Origin of the sequence: Sinorhizobium fredii NGR234, from assembly GCF_000018545.1 — a bacterium.
In the GTDB taxonomy this organism is placed as follows: domain Bacteria; phylum Pseudomonadota; class Alphaproteobacteria; order Rhizobiales; family Rhizobiaceae; genus Sinorhizobium; species Sinorhizobium fredii_A.
Genome location: NC_012587.1, coordinates 3067675 through 3080882 on the forward strand (window position 1 = coordinate 3067675; position 13208 = coordinate 3080882).

Annotated in this window: 15 protein-coding genes; 6 read left to right on the forward strand and 9 right to left on the reverse strand. The window is 63.8% G+C overall.

What is annotated here, in order from left to right:
• Positions 1 to 65: 65 nt before the first annotated feature.
• On the reverse strand, positions 66 to 1199 hold the full coding sequence (odc2, locus tag NGR_RS25770; protein WP_012709425.1) for an ornithine/lysine decarboxylase: 1134 nt from the start codon (positions 1197 to 1199) through the stop codon (positions 66 to 68).
• 607 nt (positions 1200 to 1806) lie between these two features.
• Here odc2 and NGR_RS25775 point away from each other — a divergent pair.
• From NGR_RS25775 to NGR_RS25785, 3 genes are all read left to right on the forward strand, one after another.
• Positions 1807 to 2700, forward strand: coding sequence for a LysR family transcriptional regulator (locus NGR_RS25775; protein ID WP_012709426.1), 894 nt, complete (start codon positions 1807 to 1809; stop codon positions 2698 to 2700).
• A gap of 108 nt (positions 2701 to 2808) precedes the next feature.
• A complete protein-coding gene (locus tag NGR_RS25780) occupies positions 2809 to 3453 on the forward strand; it encodes a DUF1007 family protein (protein WP_012709427.1) in 645 nt (214 codons plus the stop codon).
• Positions 3447 to 4493, forward strand: a complete 1047-nt coding sequence (locus NGR_RS25785) for a nickel/cobalt transporter (protein ID WP_012709428.1) — start codon at positions 3447 to 3449, stop codon at positions 4491 to 4493. Before NGR_RS25780 ends, NGR_RS25785 begins: the two co-directional genes overlap by 7 nt.
• Before the next feature lie 189 nt (positions 4494 to 4682).
• On the opposite strand, the gene NGR_RS25790 is transcribed toward NGR_RS25785, so the two are convergent.
• From NGR_RS25790 to NGR_RS25805, 4 genes are all read right to left on the reverse strand, one after another.
• Positions 4683 to 4898 (reverse strand): hypothetical protein, encoded by a 216-nt coding sequence (locus NGR_RS25790; RefSeq protein ID WP_164924491.1) that lies wholly within the window; start codon positions 4896 to 4898, stop codon positions 4683 to 4685.
• Positions 4895 to 5593 carry a GNAT family N-acetyltransferase gene (locus tag NGR_RS25795; RefSeq protein WP_012709430.1) on the reverse strand — a complete coding sequence of 233 codons (699 nt, stop codon included), beginning with the start codon at positions 5591 to 5593 and terminating at the stop codon, positions 4895 to 4897. Before NGR_RS25795 ends, NGR_RS25790 begins: the two co-directional genes overlap by 4 nt.
• 105 nt (positions 5594 to 5698) lie before the next feature.
• Entirely contained in the window at positions 5699 to 6397 is a 699-nt protein-coding gene (locus NGR_RS25800) for a tellurite resistance TerB family protein (RefSeq protein ID WP_012709431.1), read from the reverse strand.
• Between the two features lie 163 nt (positions 6398 to 6560).
• Positions 6561 to 7199 (reverse strand): 2-dehydro-3-deoxy-phosphogluconate aldolase, encoded by a 639-nt coding sequence (locus NGR_RS25805; protein WP_012709432.1) that lies wholly within the window; start codon positions 7197 to 7199, stop codon positions 6561 to 6563.
• Positions 7200 to 7399: 200 nt separating this feature from the next.
• Here NGR_RS25805 and NGR_RS25810 point away from each other — a divergent pair, with 200 nt between their 5' ends.
• From NGR_RS25810 to NGR_RS25820, 3 genes are all read left to right on the forward strand, one after another.
• Complete coding sequence (locus NGR_RS25810; protein WP_012709433.1) at positions 7400 to 7873, forward strand: CYTH domain-containing protein; 474 nt, start codon at positions 7400 to 7402, stop codon at positions 7871 to 7873.
• Complete coding sequence (locus tag NGR_RS25815) at positions 7870 to 8778, forward strand: CHAD domain-containing protein (RefSeq protein WP_012709434.1); 909 nt, start codon at positions 7870 to 7872, stop codon at positions 8776 to 8778. The genes NGR_RS25810 and NGR_RS25815 overlap by 4 nt, the downstream gene beginning before the upstream one ends.
• 71 nt (positions 8779 to 8849) lie before the next feature.
• Positions 8850 to 9794, forward strand: coding sequence for a rhodanese-related sulfurtransferase (locus NGR_RS25820; RefSeq protein WP_012709435.1), 945 nt, complete (start codon positions 8850 to 8852; stop codon positions 9792 to 9794).
• 199 nt (positions 9795 to 9993) lie between these two features.
• Here the strand turns inward: NGR_RS25820 and NGR_RS25825 are convergent, their stop codons facing one another.
• From NGR_RS25825 to NGR_RS25840, 4 genes are all read right to left on the reverse strand, one after another.
• Positions 9994 to 10425, reverse strand: coding sequence for an aconitase X swivel domain-containing protein (locus NGR_RS25825; RefSeq protein ID WP_012709436.1), 432 nt, complete (start codon positions 10423 to 10425; stop codon positions 9994 to 9996).
• Positions 10422 to 11666: an aconitase X gene (locus NGR_RS25830; RefSeq protein ID WP_012709437.1), complete on the reverse strand. Its 1245-nt coding sequence runs from the start codon at positions 11664 to 11666 to the stop codon at positions 10422 to 10424. The genes NGR_RS25825 and NGR_RS25830 overlap by 4 nt, the downstream gene beginning before the upstream one ends.
• A 45-nt stretch (positions 11667 to 11711) precedes the next feature.
• Positions 11712 to 12110, reverse strand: a complete 399-nt coding sequence (locus tag NGR_RS25835) for a GFA family protein (protein WP_012709438.1) — start codon at positions 12108 to 12110, stop codon at positions 11712 to 11714.
• 318 nt (positions 12111 to 12428) lie between these two features.
• Positions 12429 to 13208 (reverse strand): MetQ/NlpA family ABC transporter substrate-binding protein, encoded by a 780-nt coding sequence (locus NGR_RS25840; RefSeq protein ID WP_012709439.1) that lies wholly within the window; start codon positions 13206 to 13208, stop codon positions 12429 to 12431.

The following is a 13208-nucleotide window of genomic DNA, read 5'->3' on the forward strand; positions in this document are numbered from 1 at the left end:
CGCTTCAGGCGGACCAAAGATGATTGTGAAGTCGCCGCTCCCGTCTGTGACGGGAGCGAGCAGGATCAGATCACATAGGCCTTCAGCGGCTCGAAGCCATTGAAGGCGACGGCCGAGTAGGTGGTCGTGTAGGCGCCGGTGCCCTCGATCAGCACCTCGTCGCCGATCGTCAGCGAGATCGGCAGGGGGTACATGTTCTTCTCGTAGAGCACGTCGGCCGAATCGCAGGTCGGACCGGCGAGCACGCAGGGCTCCATTTCGTCGGCATCGCGCGCCGTGCGGATCGGGTAGCGGATCGCCTCGTCCATCGTCTCGGCGAGACCGCCGAACTTGCCGATGTCGAGGAAGACCCAGCGGTGGCTGTCGTTGTCCGACTTCTTCGAGACGAGAACGACCTCCGCCTTGATCACGCCAGCATTGCCGACCATGCCGCGGCCCGGCTCGATGATCGTCTCCGGAATGTTGTTGCCGAAGTGCTTCTTCAGCGCACCGAAGATCGCCTGGCCATAGGCTTCGGCCGACGGAACGTCCCGGAGGTACTTCGTCGGGAAACCGCCGCCCATATTGACCATCTTGAGCTCGATGCCCTGCTTGTCAAGCTGCCCGAAGACCCGCTTGGCGTCGGCGAGCGCCGCATCCCAGGCGTCGAGCTTCGTCATCTGCGAGCCGACATGGAACGACACGCCGTAGGAGACGAGGCCGAGCTGATGGGCGTAGACGAGCACGTCGACGGCCATCTGCGGCACGCAGCCGAACTTGCGCGACAGCGGCCACTCGGCGCCTTCGCCGTCCGTCAGCACGCGGCAGAACACACGGGCACCCGGAGCGGCACGCGCGACCTTTTCGACCTCTTCATGGCTGTCGACCGCGAAGAGGTTGATGCCGAGCGCGTGGGCGCGGGCAATGTCGCGCTCCTTCTTGATGGTGTTGCCATAAGAAATGCGGCTCGGGGTCGCACCGGCTTCGAGCGCCATTTCGATTTCGGCGACGGACGCGCAATCGAAATTGGAGCCGAGACCGGCGAGCAGGCGCAGGATTTCCGGCGCCGGGTTGGCCTTCACGGCGTAGTAGATGGCGCTATCGGGCAGCGCATGACGGAAAGCCTTGAAATTGTCGCGCACGATGTCGAGGTCGACAACGAGGCAGGGGCCTTCGGGTCGTCGGGTGTTGAGGAAGTCGATGATGCGTGCGGTGGTCATGGCTGTATTCCCCGATCCATTAGACTCCACAACTGTGGAGGACAAAGGGCATACGCGCGCTTGCACTGGAACCAGCCGGTGGAGACCCCGGAACCATGCATGCGCTCGATGCGCGTAACGGTGAATCGAAGCCCGCGAAGGCTAAGACTCGGCTTTGTCTGCCATGGATTGGAGGGAATAACCCAACCGCACTTCCGGCAATGAAGGTGTGCCTCTTCAGTAACCCCGGCTGTTGGAGAGCCGGCAGACACCAGAAAGGCCCGCACCGTCGTTGCTTCAAGATGTCCTCGCATTTCCCGGTTGGCCGGAATAGCGACTGGAGGGGTTAGTTCCAGGTACCTTACCGAGATCCTCACCTAATCGAGGGTCGGCGGACACCCACAGGCACGTGCGACTTTGGGCAAGGGCGTAGGTAAGAAAAATCACTGTCTTAATCAAGGGTTTTTTCCAATTCGCCCCTAATTTTTTCTGGACCGGCGCGCGACGTGAGTGTTCACATTCGATGAACGATCGCGGCAGGGTCCTTGGTGGTGGCAGAGACGCCCGAAAGAGGCTTTCCCAGGCCGATTTTTCCGGCCCCGGCGCGGCGAAAAGAGAAGGACGAATCATGGACACCTTGACCCGCATCCGCGCCTTCATCGACGTCGTGGACGCGGAGGGTTTCTCGGCCGCCGCCCGGCGTGTCGGCAAATCCAAGGCGCTGCTTTCGAAATATGTCCGCGAACTCGAAGACGAGCTCGGCGCGCTGCTCCTCAACCGCACGACGCGGCAGTTCTCGCTGACCGAGGCGGGTCATACCTATTACCGCTCCGCCTCCGAAATCCTGAAGGAGATCGACAATCTTGCCGATCTCGTCCGCGCCAACAATTCCGACCTGCGCGGCCGCCTCCGAATCACCGTGCCGCGGACCTTCGTCGATGCGGAGATCGGCCAGTCGCTGATCGACTTCGGCAGGCAGCATCCGGAACTGTCGCTGGAGATCGTCTCCGACGACCGTTTCGTCGATCTGGTCGAGGAAGGCTTCGACGTGGCTGTCCGCATCACCCGACTCGAGGATTCGACGCTGATCGCCCGCAAGCTCGACGACTTCCAGGTGCTGCTCTGCGCTTCGCCGGGATTCCTCGAGAAAGTCGGTCCGCTGACGCATCCGAGCGAGCTGTCGAAAATTCCGTGCATTCTCGACACGAACGGCCGCTCCTATTCGAACTGGCGGTTCATCGAACCGGACGGATCGCCCTTTTCGGTGCCGGTGAGCGGACCGATGGAGGTCAACAGCCCGCTGGCTTCCGTCCGCGCCGCCGTGACCGGCATGGGTGTGGCGCCCGTGCCGGACTTCATCGCCCGGCCGAAGATTCAGTCAGGCGAGCTCGTGACGCTCTTCGACGACTACCTGCCCAGGGACCGCGGCATCTACGCGATCTATCCGCACCGGCGCTATCTGCCGACCAAGGTGCGCACTTTCGTCGATTTCCTGCACGGCTGGTTCCGCAAGACGCAATGAAGGCGTGTGCGGTGCTTTGCCGGGCGAAGTCCCAATTCCGTCCCATTTACGGTACATTCCGTGGCGATTCGCACGGTCCCCTTCGACCGGAAAGGACTTCCAATTCCGATGAACATACAACGCCTCGCCCTGGCCGGCCTTGCGACGCTGTTGATGCCGGGGCTCGCCGCCGCCCATCCGCACATCTTCGCCGAGGCGCGGCTGGAGATCGTCTCCGACGACAAGGGGGAGATTGGTGAGCTGCGCAACGTCTGGCGGTTCGACGAGCTGTTCTCGGCAAGCGTCGTGCTCGACTTCGACAAGAACTCCAACGCCACGCTCGATCCGGACGAGCTGAAGGAAGTCGGCCAGACCGTGCTGGAGTCGCTTTCCGAGTACAACTATTACACGACGATCTTCGCCAACGGAAAATCGATAAAGGTCACAAAGCCCGACAGCATCACGGTCGACTACAAGGACAATCAACTGATGATGATGTTCGCGGTCAAGCCGGCCGAGGCGATGCCGCTCAAGGGCAAGCTCTCCTTCGGTGTCTATGATCCGACCATGTACACGGCGATGGACTTCCCGACCGATGACGACCTCACAGTCGTCGGCGAGAAGATCGAGGCCTGCCAGCACCAGGTGGTGCGGCCGGATCCGGACGAGGTGCTGGCCGAGAACAAGGACACGCTGACCGACGCCTTCTGGAACGATCCGACCGGCACCGACATGTCGAAGCTCTTCGCAACGAGGATCGAGGTCACATGCTGAACCTGCGCAGGATCGGCGGTCCGCTCGGCGCCGCCCTTCTGTTGACGGCTCTTTCGGCGACGCTCGCCGTGGCGCAATCGCCGCTCGGCATCGGCTCCGCTGAACCTTCGATCCCGACCAACGGCGTCTTCGGCGGATTTTTCGCCTGGGTGAACATGGAGCAGCAGAGCTTCTACCGGCTGCTGACCGGCGCGCTCAAGGGCATGCGCGAGAACCCCTGGCAGCTCTGGTCGCTGATCGGCCTCTCCTTCGCCTATGGCGTCTTCCACGCGGCCGGCCCCGGCCACGGCAAGGCGGTGATTTCCTCCTACATGATCGCCAACGAGACGGAACTGAAGCGCGGCGTTCTCTTGTCGTTTCTCTCCTCGATCCTGCAGGGCGTCGTCGCGATTCTGTTGATCGGCGCCGTCTATCTCGTGTTGCGCGGCTCCTCCATCAACATGACGCGCGCCACCCATTGGCTCGAGGTCGCAAGCTATGCGCTGATCGCCGCCTTCGGCGCCTGGCTGGTCTTCCGCAAGCTGAGGTCAATGGCCCGGCCGGCGCTCGCCCTTGCCGGCGGGCACGTCCATCATGACCATGTCCACCACGACCATGGCCGACATGACCATGATCACCCGCATCACCGCCATGAACACGGCCACGCGCATGGTCCGGGCGAGGTCTGCGCCACCTGCGGCCACGCCCATGCACCCGACCCGCAAATGCTGAAGGGCGATCGCTTTGCGCTGAGCGAAGCCTGGTCGGCGATCGTCGCGGTCGGCCTGCGCCCCTGCTCCGGTGCCCTGATCGTGCTTTCCTTCGCGCTCCTGAACGGGCTCTATCTCGGCGGCGTGCTGTCGGTCTTCGCGATGTCGATCGGCACCGCCATCACCGTGTCGATCCTCGCCACCCTGGCCGTCACCGCCAAGGGTTTCGCGCTGCGCTACGCGTCCAGCCAATCGGCTGCGGCCCGCATCTCGCACGGCATCGAGATCGCCGGTGCGCTTCTGGTGTTGGTCTTGGGGTTGGTGCTGCTGGGTGCCGCGCTGCAGGGGTGAGCGAATTTTAAGAAACTCACCGCCCGCTACAGCCCCTCATCCCGCTGCCGCAACCTTCTCCCCGTTTTGACGGGGAGAAGGGTCAAGCCGCGTCCTCCAGTCCCCTCGCCCCGCTTGCGGGGAGAGGGTTAGGGTGAGGGACGAACCTCGACAGCACCCAAATCGCCAACTTCTACGAATCCACCCCGATCAAAGCCCCCGCCGGCGCTGATGGCGGGCGCGGAGCCAGAAGATCAGGAAGAAGCCGAGAACGAAAAGCGCCCCGACACCGGCGGCGAGCCAGGGGGAAATGTCGCCGAGCCGCATCATGATCGATGGCAGCACGAAGAAGCCGATGCCGACGACCGCCAGGATGATCGCGGCCGCGATTGCCGGCGACTTTTCCTTCCTCCCGGGCATGCTCACGCTTGCTCCTTTGTCGCCAGCTCCGCACGGATATCTTCAAGCCGTCGCTTCTGGTGTCCTTCGCTATCGAAATTGTCGGGCGACAGCCAGCCCTCGAAAGCGGCCTTGAGGAGCGGCCATTCGCCGTCGATCATCGAGAACCAGGCCGTGTCCCGATTGCCGTGCTTGGAAATCATGTGCTGGCGGAAAATGCCTTCGAAGGTGAAACCGAGCCGGAGCGCAGTGGTGCGGCTCGGCTGGTTCTCGCTGTGGCATTTCCACTCGTAACGACGATAGCCGAGATCCTCGAAGACGTGCCTTGCCATCAGGTAGTGCGCTTCCGTCGAAAGCGGCGAACGCGCCATGGCCGGCCCGTGCGCCACGCCGCCGACCTCGACGACGCCATTGGCGGGATCTGCCCGCATATAGTTCGCCATGCCGACGACATTACCGGTCGCCCTGTCGCGAAACACCTCGGTGATCCAGCCGGATTTCGCCTGAACGGCCGAGAGCCAGGCATCGAAGGCCTCGATCCCCGAAAAATCGTCCTGGGTGAAGTATTTGAGCAGCGGGTTGATCGCCAGGCCGCCGAAGGCATCGTGCCAGAGCGGCTCGAGGTGCACTGCCCGGTCATAGGGCTCCAGCCGCACGTATCGGCCCTCGATCAACACCGGCTGCGGCGCCGGACATCCCTTCCAATTGGCAAGATCCCGCATCGATCACTCCCCTCCATCCTATTGTCCTCGCAATAGGATGGATGCCGAACGGTGACAAATTCAAACTCGTGATGCGTCCGATCGACGGAAGCGATCGTGTCAGCGTCAGACCGACACCTTTGCCGCCGAAACCGTCGCCTCGATGTGGTCGACGAGTGCGTCGGCAAGCCCGAGCCGGCCGGCGAGAAGATCGAGATAGCCGCGCTCGGCCCGGCCATCCGGCTCGATCGCCAGGCGCGAGGCCGTATAGATCTCGACCCGTTCCTCTTCCGTCTTGCCGGCGGCGACGATGGCGTCGAGATCAATGGGATTGGCGAGTTCCGTTTCGAGAAAAGCCGCAGCATCCGGGGAGAGACCCGAAACGGCGAGCTTGTCGATGATCCGGCGACGCTCGGTCTCGTCGATATGGCCGTCCGCCCGGGCCGCGGCGATCATGGCGCGAACGAGCACCAGCGCGAAGTCATTGCTGAGCGCTTGCGGCGCCGCGAAACCGGAATCAGCAGGGGGCGGCGGCAGTTGGGCGGGTGCACGCGACGCTGGCTGCGGCGCCTGCCCGGCCTGATAGTTCTTGTAGGCCTGGTAGCCAAGGCCGGCGATCGCCGCCAGACCGCCGAGAACAGCCGCATTGCCGGCCAGATTGCGTCCTGACTTCGTGCCGAGCAGCACGGCCGCGATCGCGCCGGTCGCCAGCGGATTGTCCTTGGCGAGTTGGGTCACCTGATCGGCGCGGCCGCGAACCGTGCCGCCGGCGCCGGGCACCTGGGAACCCAAGAACTGATCCAGCAATTTCTTCGCGTCGAACATCGGCCCTCGCTCCTTAGGTTTGACGCGCGGAAGCGGCAGCCTCTCTGCGTCGTCGTTGTCGGAGTGAGACATAGGAACCGGCAGGTGAAAATACAAACACGAACCGAACATGAAAAAGCCGGACGAGAGTCCGGCTTCTTGGATCACCCTGTGTTGCGTCCGCTCAGCCCTTGAGCGCAAAGGCTTCGGCGGCGAGCCTGGTGATGCCGGCCCAGTCGCCCTTGGCGACCAGGTCCTTCGGCGCCACCCAGGATCCACCGACGCAGACGACGTTCGGCAGCGAAAGATAGTCGCGCGCATTGGCAAGCGAAATGCCGCCGGTCGGGCAGAAAAAGGTGCCTGCTAGCGGTGAGGAAAGCGACTTCAGATAGGCCGCGCCGCCGGCCTGCTCGGCCGGGAAGAATTTCATCACATCATAACCTTCCTCGCGCAGCCCCATGACCTCGCTTGCCGTCGCCGCCCCCGGCAGCAGCGGGACTTCGTGGTCGTTGGCGACATCGATCAGCTCCTGCGTCGTGCCGGGGCTGACGATGAATTCGGAACCGGCCTTGACGGACTCTTCGAACTGGGCGGCGTTAAGGATCGTTCCGGCACCGGCAACCGCCCCTTCGACCTCGTTCGCGACGGCGCGGATCGCCTCGAGCGCCGCCGGCGTGCGCAGCGTGATCTCGATCGCCTTCAGGCCGCCGGCGACGAGCGCCCGGGCGAGCGGAACCGCGGTTGCCGCATCGTCGATCACCAGCACCGGCACAACCGGTTGCAGCTTGAGGATGGAAAGAAGCTTGTCGGTCTTCGCGCTCATGCCCGCCGTCCTTTTAAAACGATTGAATCTGCACCCCGCATACTCTTCCTGCCGGGCAATGTCGAGACCGAAAGGCGCGCACAGTCCCGCGACCTCTGCAAGCAGACGATAAAATATGAGGTAGCACAAAGAGATGGCTTGAGCCTCCGCTACAATCGGATAGTTTCGTAATGGTCGACCTCTCGAATGGCGGGATATCCATGGCGAAGGAGATAGAGCGCAAGTTCCTGGTTGCGTCCGACGGCTGGCGACAGCAGGCGGACAAGGGCATCAAGCTTCGTCAGGCCTATGTCGCGACCATGGAAGACCGCTCGGTGCGCGTTCGGATCCACGGCAACAAATGGGCGCGCCTTACCGTCAAGATCGGCAAGTCGTCGCTTGTGCGCAACGAGTACGAATATGACCTGCCGATGGAAGACGCCCGCGAATTGCTGACCCAGGCCGTCGGCGTCGTGATCGAGAAGCGCCGCTATCGCGTGCCGCACAAGGGCTTCACCTGGGAGGTCGATGTCTACGAGGGTGCGCTCGAGGGCTTGATCGTCGCCGAGGTGGAGATGAAGAAGGAGACGGACTCGCCCGCCCTGCCGGCCTGGCTGGGCCGCGAGATCACCGGAGACCGCCGCTATTCCAACCAGGCGCTTGCCACCGAGGGGCTGTTGGTCGAACAGCCATGACCTACGCCTTCAATCCGGGCCGCCCCTTTACCGAGGACTTTCGCGCCGTCGGTGCCGAGCAGATCGAGTGTGCGGTGAAGGTGCTCGATGAGCAGCCGGCGGGCGTGCACGAGGCTATCCACGACGCCCGCAAGAGCTTCAAGCGCCTGCGTTCGCTCTACCGGCTCGTCGCCTCGGATGCCCCTCTCTTTCAGAAGCAGGAAAACGATCGCATCCGCGGCATGGCGCGCAATCTCTCGACCGTTCGCGACGCCGCCGCCCTCGTCGAGAACGCCACCTATCTGCGCGAGCATGCGGCCAGCGAAGAGCAGCAGGTCGCGCTCGACAAGATCTGCTCGATCCTCGCCGAGCGCCGCGACCGGATTGCCGAAGGCGAGACCGACCTCGACGGAAAGATTGAATCGACCATCGTCAATTGCGATCAGGCACTCGCTGCTCTCGGTCATGTTTCGTTCGACGACGGCAGACGAAGTTCCGCCAGCCGACTGGAAAAAGGCTGGCGGAGAACATTGAAGCGCGCCGCGCGTGCGAAGGCCGCCTGCGATACAGGCACGGAGGCTGGGCTCTTCCACGAACTGCGCAAGCGCGCCCAGGACTACAGGATGCATCTGGCGCTGCTGCGCGAGGCGTGGCCGTCTGCAATGCAGGCGAAGCGGGCCGAAACCAAGGAACTGGTCGACGTCCTTGGTCATCTGAACGACCTTGCCACGATGACCTCTCTCATCAACGAGGAGCCTGATCTCGCCGGAGACAGCCAGAACCAGGCTCACCTGCTTTCCGCCATCATCGCGCGCCAGGAGCAACTGAGGATGGCCGCCCTGCAGCGGGCCGGGAACGTCTTCCTGGATGATCCGAAGTGCGAAAGCCGCACCGTGAAGCTGCTATGGCTCGAAGCGGACCGCTAACGCCGGTGGGACGTTCCGGCGCGGCCCGTCGCAATTGCGCTTGAACCGCGAAAGCTGTATTTGCGTGCCCCATGACCGACATGCTCACGACACCGCGCCCGGAGGCGCAGGGCCAGTTTCTGGTGGCCGCGCTCTACCATTTCGTTGCCTTTCCGCGCTTCGCCGAATTCCGCGGGCCGCTGCAGGCTGTCTGCGACGCCAATGGCGTAAAGGGCACGCTGCTGCTCGCGCATGAAGGCATCAACGGCACGATCGCCGGCACCGAGGCGGGCATTGCCACGGTGCTTGCCTACCTCACCGCACAGCCTGAATTCACCGGCCTCGAACACAAGGAAAGCCGGGCGGCGGCCATGCCCTTCCTGCGCATGAAGGTGCGGCTGAAGAAGGAGATCGTCACCATGGGCGTCGAGACCATCGACCCCAACCAGGTGGTCGGCACCTATGTGGAACCGAAGGACTGGAACGCGCTGATCGCCGATCCGGAGACGCTGGTCATCGATACGCGCAACGACTACGAGACGGCGATCGGCCTGTTTCGCGGCGCCGTCGATCCGCAGACCAAGACGTTCCGCGAGTTTCCCGACTGGGTCCGCAACCACACCGGCCTGCACAACAAGCCGAAGATCGCCATGTACTGCACCGGCGGCATTCGCTGCGAGAAGGCGACCGCCTTCATGAAGGAACAGGGTTTTGAAGAGGTCTACCACCTCAAGGGCGGCATCCTGAAATATCTCGAGCAGATCCCGGCGGAGGAAAGCCTCTGGGACGGCGCCTGCTTCGTCTTCGACGAACGCGTCTCCGTTACCCATGGCCTTGCGGAGGGCGAGCACACGCTCTGTCACGCCTGCCGCCAGCCTTTGACACCGGAAGACGTCCTATCTCCCCATCACGAGGAGGGCGTCTCCTGCGTCCATTGCCACGCGGTTCGCACCGAGGAGGACCGCGAGCGCTACCGGGAGCGGCAGCGGCAGATCGCACTGGCGAAGAAGCGCGGCGAGCGGCATTTGGGAAGCTGAACTGTCCGCCCCTCATCCGGCCTGCCGGCCACCTTCTCCCCGCAAGCGGGGCGAAGGAGACTCGCAGCACCCTCTGAAGTCCCTCTCCCCGCGGAACCGCGCGGCGCCGCCTACATCCCCTCTCCCGCAAGCGGGGAGAGGGCCAGGGTGAGGGGCAATCGCTCCTCAAACCAAATACTCCCCACTGAATGCGAGTTCTTCAACCAGCATCAAGATCGATCGTCGCGGTATCCTCGCCCGCCTCGATCGCGAGGTATCCAGCACCGGTGATCGCCGCCCAATCCGCCTCGCTGGCAAGGACCACGGGACAGGTCTTGCCATACAGCTCGGCCGCGACCATCGCCCCGACGGTGACGATCGCGTCGCGCGCCAGCAGCACGATACCTGCCGGCCCGGTGCCGCGCCGTAGCGCTTCCGCCAGCACCGAGCTCCCGGAACTCGAGCCGCGTCCTGCCCGCATCACCAGGATTCGGCCGCTCATCACCTCGTTCTTCTCGGGATGCCACTGGTCGATGATCCGCCCGGTCGCCGAGTCGAGGCCGCCCCAGAAGCTCAAAGGCTCAGACAGCACCAGCGTTTCTGCCTGCGACGATCCACTCACCAGCGTCGTCGCCTCAAGTCGCACCGTCACAGCCGCACCACCTTGCCGGCCCGAGCCGACGCGACGCAGTCCGCAAGCGATCCGAAGGCGACGTCGACGCCGATGTTGCCGGGCGCGTAATAGGCCCATTTGCCGGAATTGGTCATGACGGTGCCGGACAGGTCACGCATCACCGCCGTCACATAGGTGCAGGTATCGATGACCAGCGTGATGCCGGCTGCACTCAGGCGCTCGTCCCAGCCGCGTCGCTGCAATTCCTCGAGCACCGCCCGATGGGTGTTGACATAGACGTCGATCATCGGTCGCGCGCCGTCGATCAACGGCATCAGCCGCTCGAACTCGGCAAGCGAGAAATGCGGCGTGCCCAGACTGACGGCGGTCAGCGGCGTTCCGTCCGGAACCGTCGACAGCTTATGAACGGTCTCTCGGAGGTCCGTCGCCGCCAGCCGGATCACCTCTTCCGGCGCTCGCCCCTGGAAGGCCGCATCGACCGTCGGCGCCTCCGGCGTCAGCCCGACGGCATGGAACAGCGCAACAGCACCCGCGGAAGCGGCGACGGCCCCGAGCGCCTTCAGATCGTCCTCGCTCGTCGAGGGCGGCAGGCCGGTGATCGCCGGCACCCGGTCGCCGCAGCGCCGGCCGATCGCATGCCCGACGGCGACGCAGGCAAGCCCCGCTTCCGCCCATTCCTCGGGCAAGCTCTCGACCTCGACAAGGGTGCGCGCGCGGCGGTTCTCGCCGACATGCAGCCCGTAATAGGGCGCGCGGCCGGTCAAGGCGCAACAGAGGTCGATGAAATCGCCGTAGCGGTTTGTGCGCGCGCCAAGCACGGAATTGGCAAAGACGATGGCGTTCGATTCGGCCCAGGCGATCTGGGCGCCGAAGCGCGGCCGGAAGATCGTCTGATAGGGCGCACAGGTGAAGGTCGGCACGCAGCCGAGTTCCTCATGCGCCTTCATCAGCCGCGCCCCGCCCCGGCCGACCTCGTCGCTGCCATGAAAAAGTTCCGGATGGATGAGATCGACGGAGCCGACATTCAGCGTCGTCGGCACGCGAACGCGGCCACCGAGACGCAGCAGGTGCTCGACGAAATCGAGGCTCACCTCGCCGAGGTAGAGACAGCCGTCGATATGCGCCGCTTCGATATCGACGAAGCGCGCGGCGCCGACGGCCTCGGCGAAGCGGACAAGCAGCCGCATGGCGAAGGCGGCAGCCTCGCCTTGCTCGCCGGACAGAAGCGACCGGTCGAAGGTGGAAAGCTGAACACGCATGTCGACGTTAGACGTGACCGTCGCCCGGTTGTCAATTCAGGCCATTCAGACCGGCAGCGTCTCGTACTCATCGACGCGGAGAGCGGGCCGGTCCCAATGCGGGCGGCTGCGGGTGAAGACCGCATTTGTCGGTTCAAACAGCGCTGTTTCGTCGAGCGTGCCCGCAAAAACCGTCCATTGGTCGTCATCCGGCGGGCCCGAAGCGAAGAGCTGGCTGCCGCAGGCAGGGCAGAAATGACGGGTCGACACGTTGCCGCTTTCTGCCAATGTCTGGAAGGAGCGTAGCTCGCCCGCGTAGTCGACATCGACACGCGAGAAGATCATGTAGCAGCTGTGGCCGGTCCCGGTGGCCCGCTGGCAATCGCGGCAATGACAGAATCCGGAATAGATCGGTGCTCGCTTCGCCTCATAGCGCACCGCGCCGCACAGGCATTGACCCTTCATGTGTTTTCCTCCCTCGAAAGCGGAAAGAAATAGCGCGGTGTCTGCGTCGATCAATGGAAGCCGCGTGTCAGGATGCGCAGCCTTGCATAGTGGGATTCTCCCCTCATCCGGCCTGCCGGCCACCTTCTCCCCGCAAGCGGGGCGAAGGGGACTCGCGGCGCCGCTCCAGCCCCTTCATTTCCGCGTGCCCGGTTAGTTCAGACATCAATAGTAGGGGCGCTGCCGAGGTCCCCTCGCCCCGCTTGCGGGGAGAGGGTTAGTCCTCGGGTTAAAACCCGAGGAGAGGGGCAATCGACGCGAGGGGAGATCCGCCTCAATTCACCAGCCGGCGATGACCGATCCCTTGAAGGTGTCGTTGACGAACGTCTTTACCGCGTCGTTGTGATAGGACTCGATCAGCGTCTTGACCCAGGGCGCGTCCTTGTCCTTGCCGTTGATGGCGATGATGTTGACATAAGGCGCCTTCTCGCCTTCGCGGGCGATCGGATCCTTGGAGGGGTCGAGGCCGGCTTCGAGCGCATAGTTGGTGTTGATGACGGCGGCATCGACATCGTCGAGAGAGCGCGGCAGCTGGGCGGCATCGAGTTCGGCGAAGGTGAGGTTCTTCGGATTTTCGGCCACGTCGGCCGGGCCGACCTTGAGACCAGCGCCTTCCTTGAGCTTGATCAAGCCCTTGTCGGCAAGGATCAGCAGCGCGCGGCCGCCATTGGTCGGGTCGTTCGGGATCGCGACCGTGGCACCCTCGGCAAGCTCTTCCAGGCTCTTCACCTTCTTCGAATAGACGCCCATCGGGAAGTTGACCGTATAGGCGACGCTGACGATGTCATAGCCGCGGTCGGCGACCTGATTGTCGAGATAGGGCTTGTGCTGGAAGGAGTTGGCGTTGAGCTCGCCATCGGCAAGCGCCTGGTTCGGCACGACATAGTCGGAGAATTCGAGGATCTCGATGTCGAGGCCCTTGCCGGCCGCCACTTCCTTGACCTTTTCCATAATCTGGGCATGCGGGCCTGGTGTCACGCCGACCTTGATGGTTTCGGCGCTGGCCGCACCGGCCGCGAAGGCAAGGGCGAGCGATGCTGCGAGAAGGATTTTCTTCAT

Excerpts from the sequence above, each read along its gene's own strand:
- odc2 (WP_012709425.1), bottom strand. The coding sequence starts at position 1,199 with ATGACCACCGCACGCATCATCGACTTCCTCAACACCCGACGACCCGAA.
- NGR_RS25775 (WP_012709426.1), top strand. The coding sequence starts at position 1,807 with ATGGACACCTTGACCCGCATCCGCGCCTTCATCGACGTCGTGGACGCG.
- NGR_RS25780 (WP_012709427.1), top strand. The coding sequence starts at position 2,809 with ATGAACATACAACGCCTCGCCCTGGCCGGCCTTGCGACGCTGTTGATG.
- NGR_RS25785 (WP_012709428.1), top strand. The coding sequence starts at position 3,447 with ATGCTGAACCTGCGCAGGATCGGCGGTCCGCTCGGCGCCGCCCTTCTG.
- NGR_RS25795 (WP_012709430.1), bottom strand. The coding sequence starts at position 5,593 with ATGCGGGATCTTGCCAATTGGAAGGGATGTCCGGCGCCGCAGCCGGTG.
- NGR_RS25800 (WP_012709431.1), bottom strand. The coding sequence starts at position 6,397 with ATGTTCGACGCGAAGAAATTGCTGGATCAGTTCTTGGGTTCCCAGGTG.
- NGR_RS25805 (WP_012709432.1), bottom strand. The coding sequence starts at position 7,199 with ATGAGCGCGAAGACCGACAAGCTTCTTTCCATCCTCAAGCTGCAACCG.
- NGR_RS25810 (WP_012709433.1), top strand. The coding sequence starts at position 7,400 with ATGGCGAAGGAGATAGAGCGCAAGTTCCTGGTTGCGTCCGACGGCTGG.
- NGR_RS25815 (WP_012709434.1), top strand. The coding sequence starts at position 7,870 with ATGACCTACGCCTTCAATCCGGGCCGCCCCTTTACCGAGGACTTTCGC.
- NGR_RS25820 (WP_012709435.1), top strand. The coding sequence starts at position 8,850 with ATGACCGACATGCTCACGACACCGCGCCCGGAGGCGCAGGGCCAGTTT.
- NGR_RS25830 (WP_012709437.1), bottom strand. The coding sequence starts at position 11,666 with ATGCGTGTTCAGCTTTCCACCTTCGACCGGTCGCTTCTGTCCGGCGAG.
- NGR_RS25835 (WP_012709438.1), bottom strand. The coding sequence starts at position 12,110 with ATGAAGGGTCAATGCCTGTGCGGCGCGGTGCGCTATGAGGCGAAGCGA.
- NGR_RS25840 (WP_012709439.1), bottom strand. The coding sequence starts at position 13,208 with ATGAAGAAAATCCTTCTCGCAGCATCGCTCGCCCTTGCCTTCGCGGCC.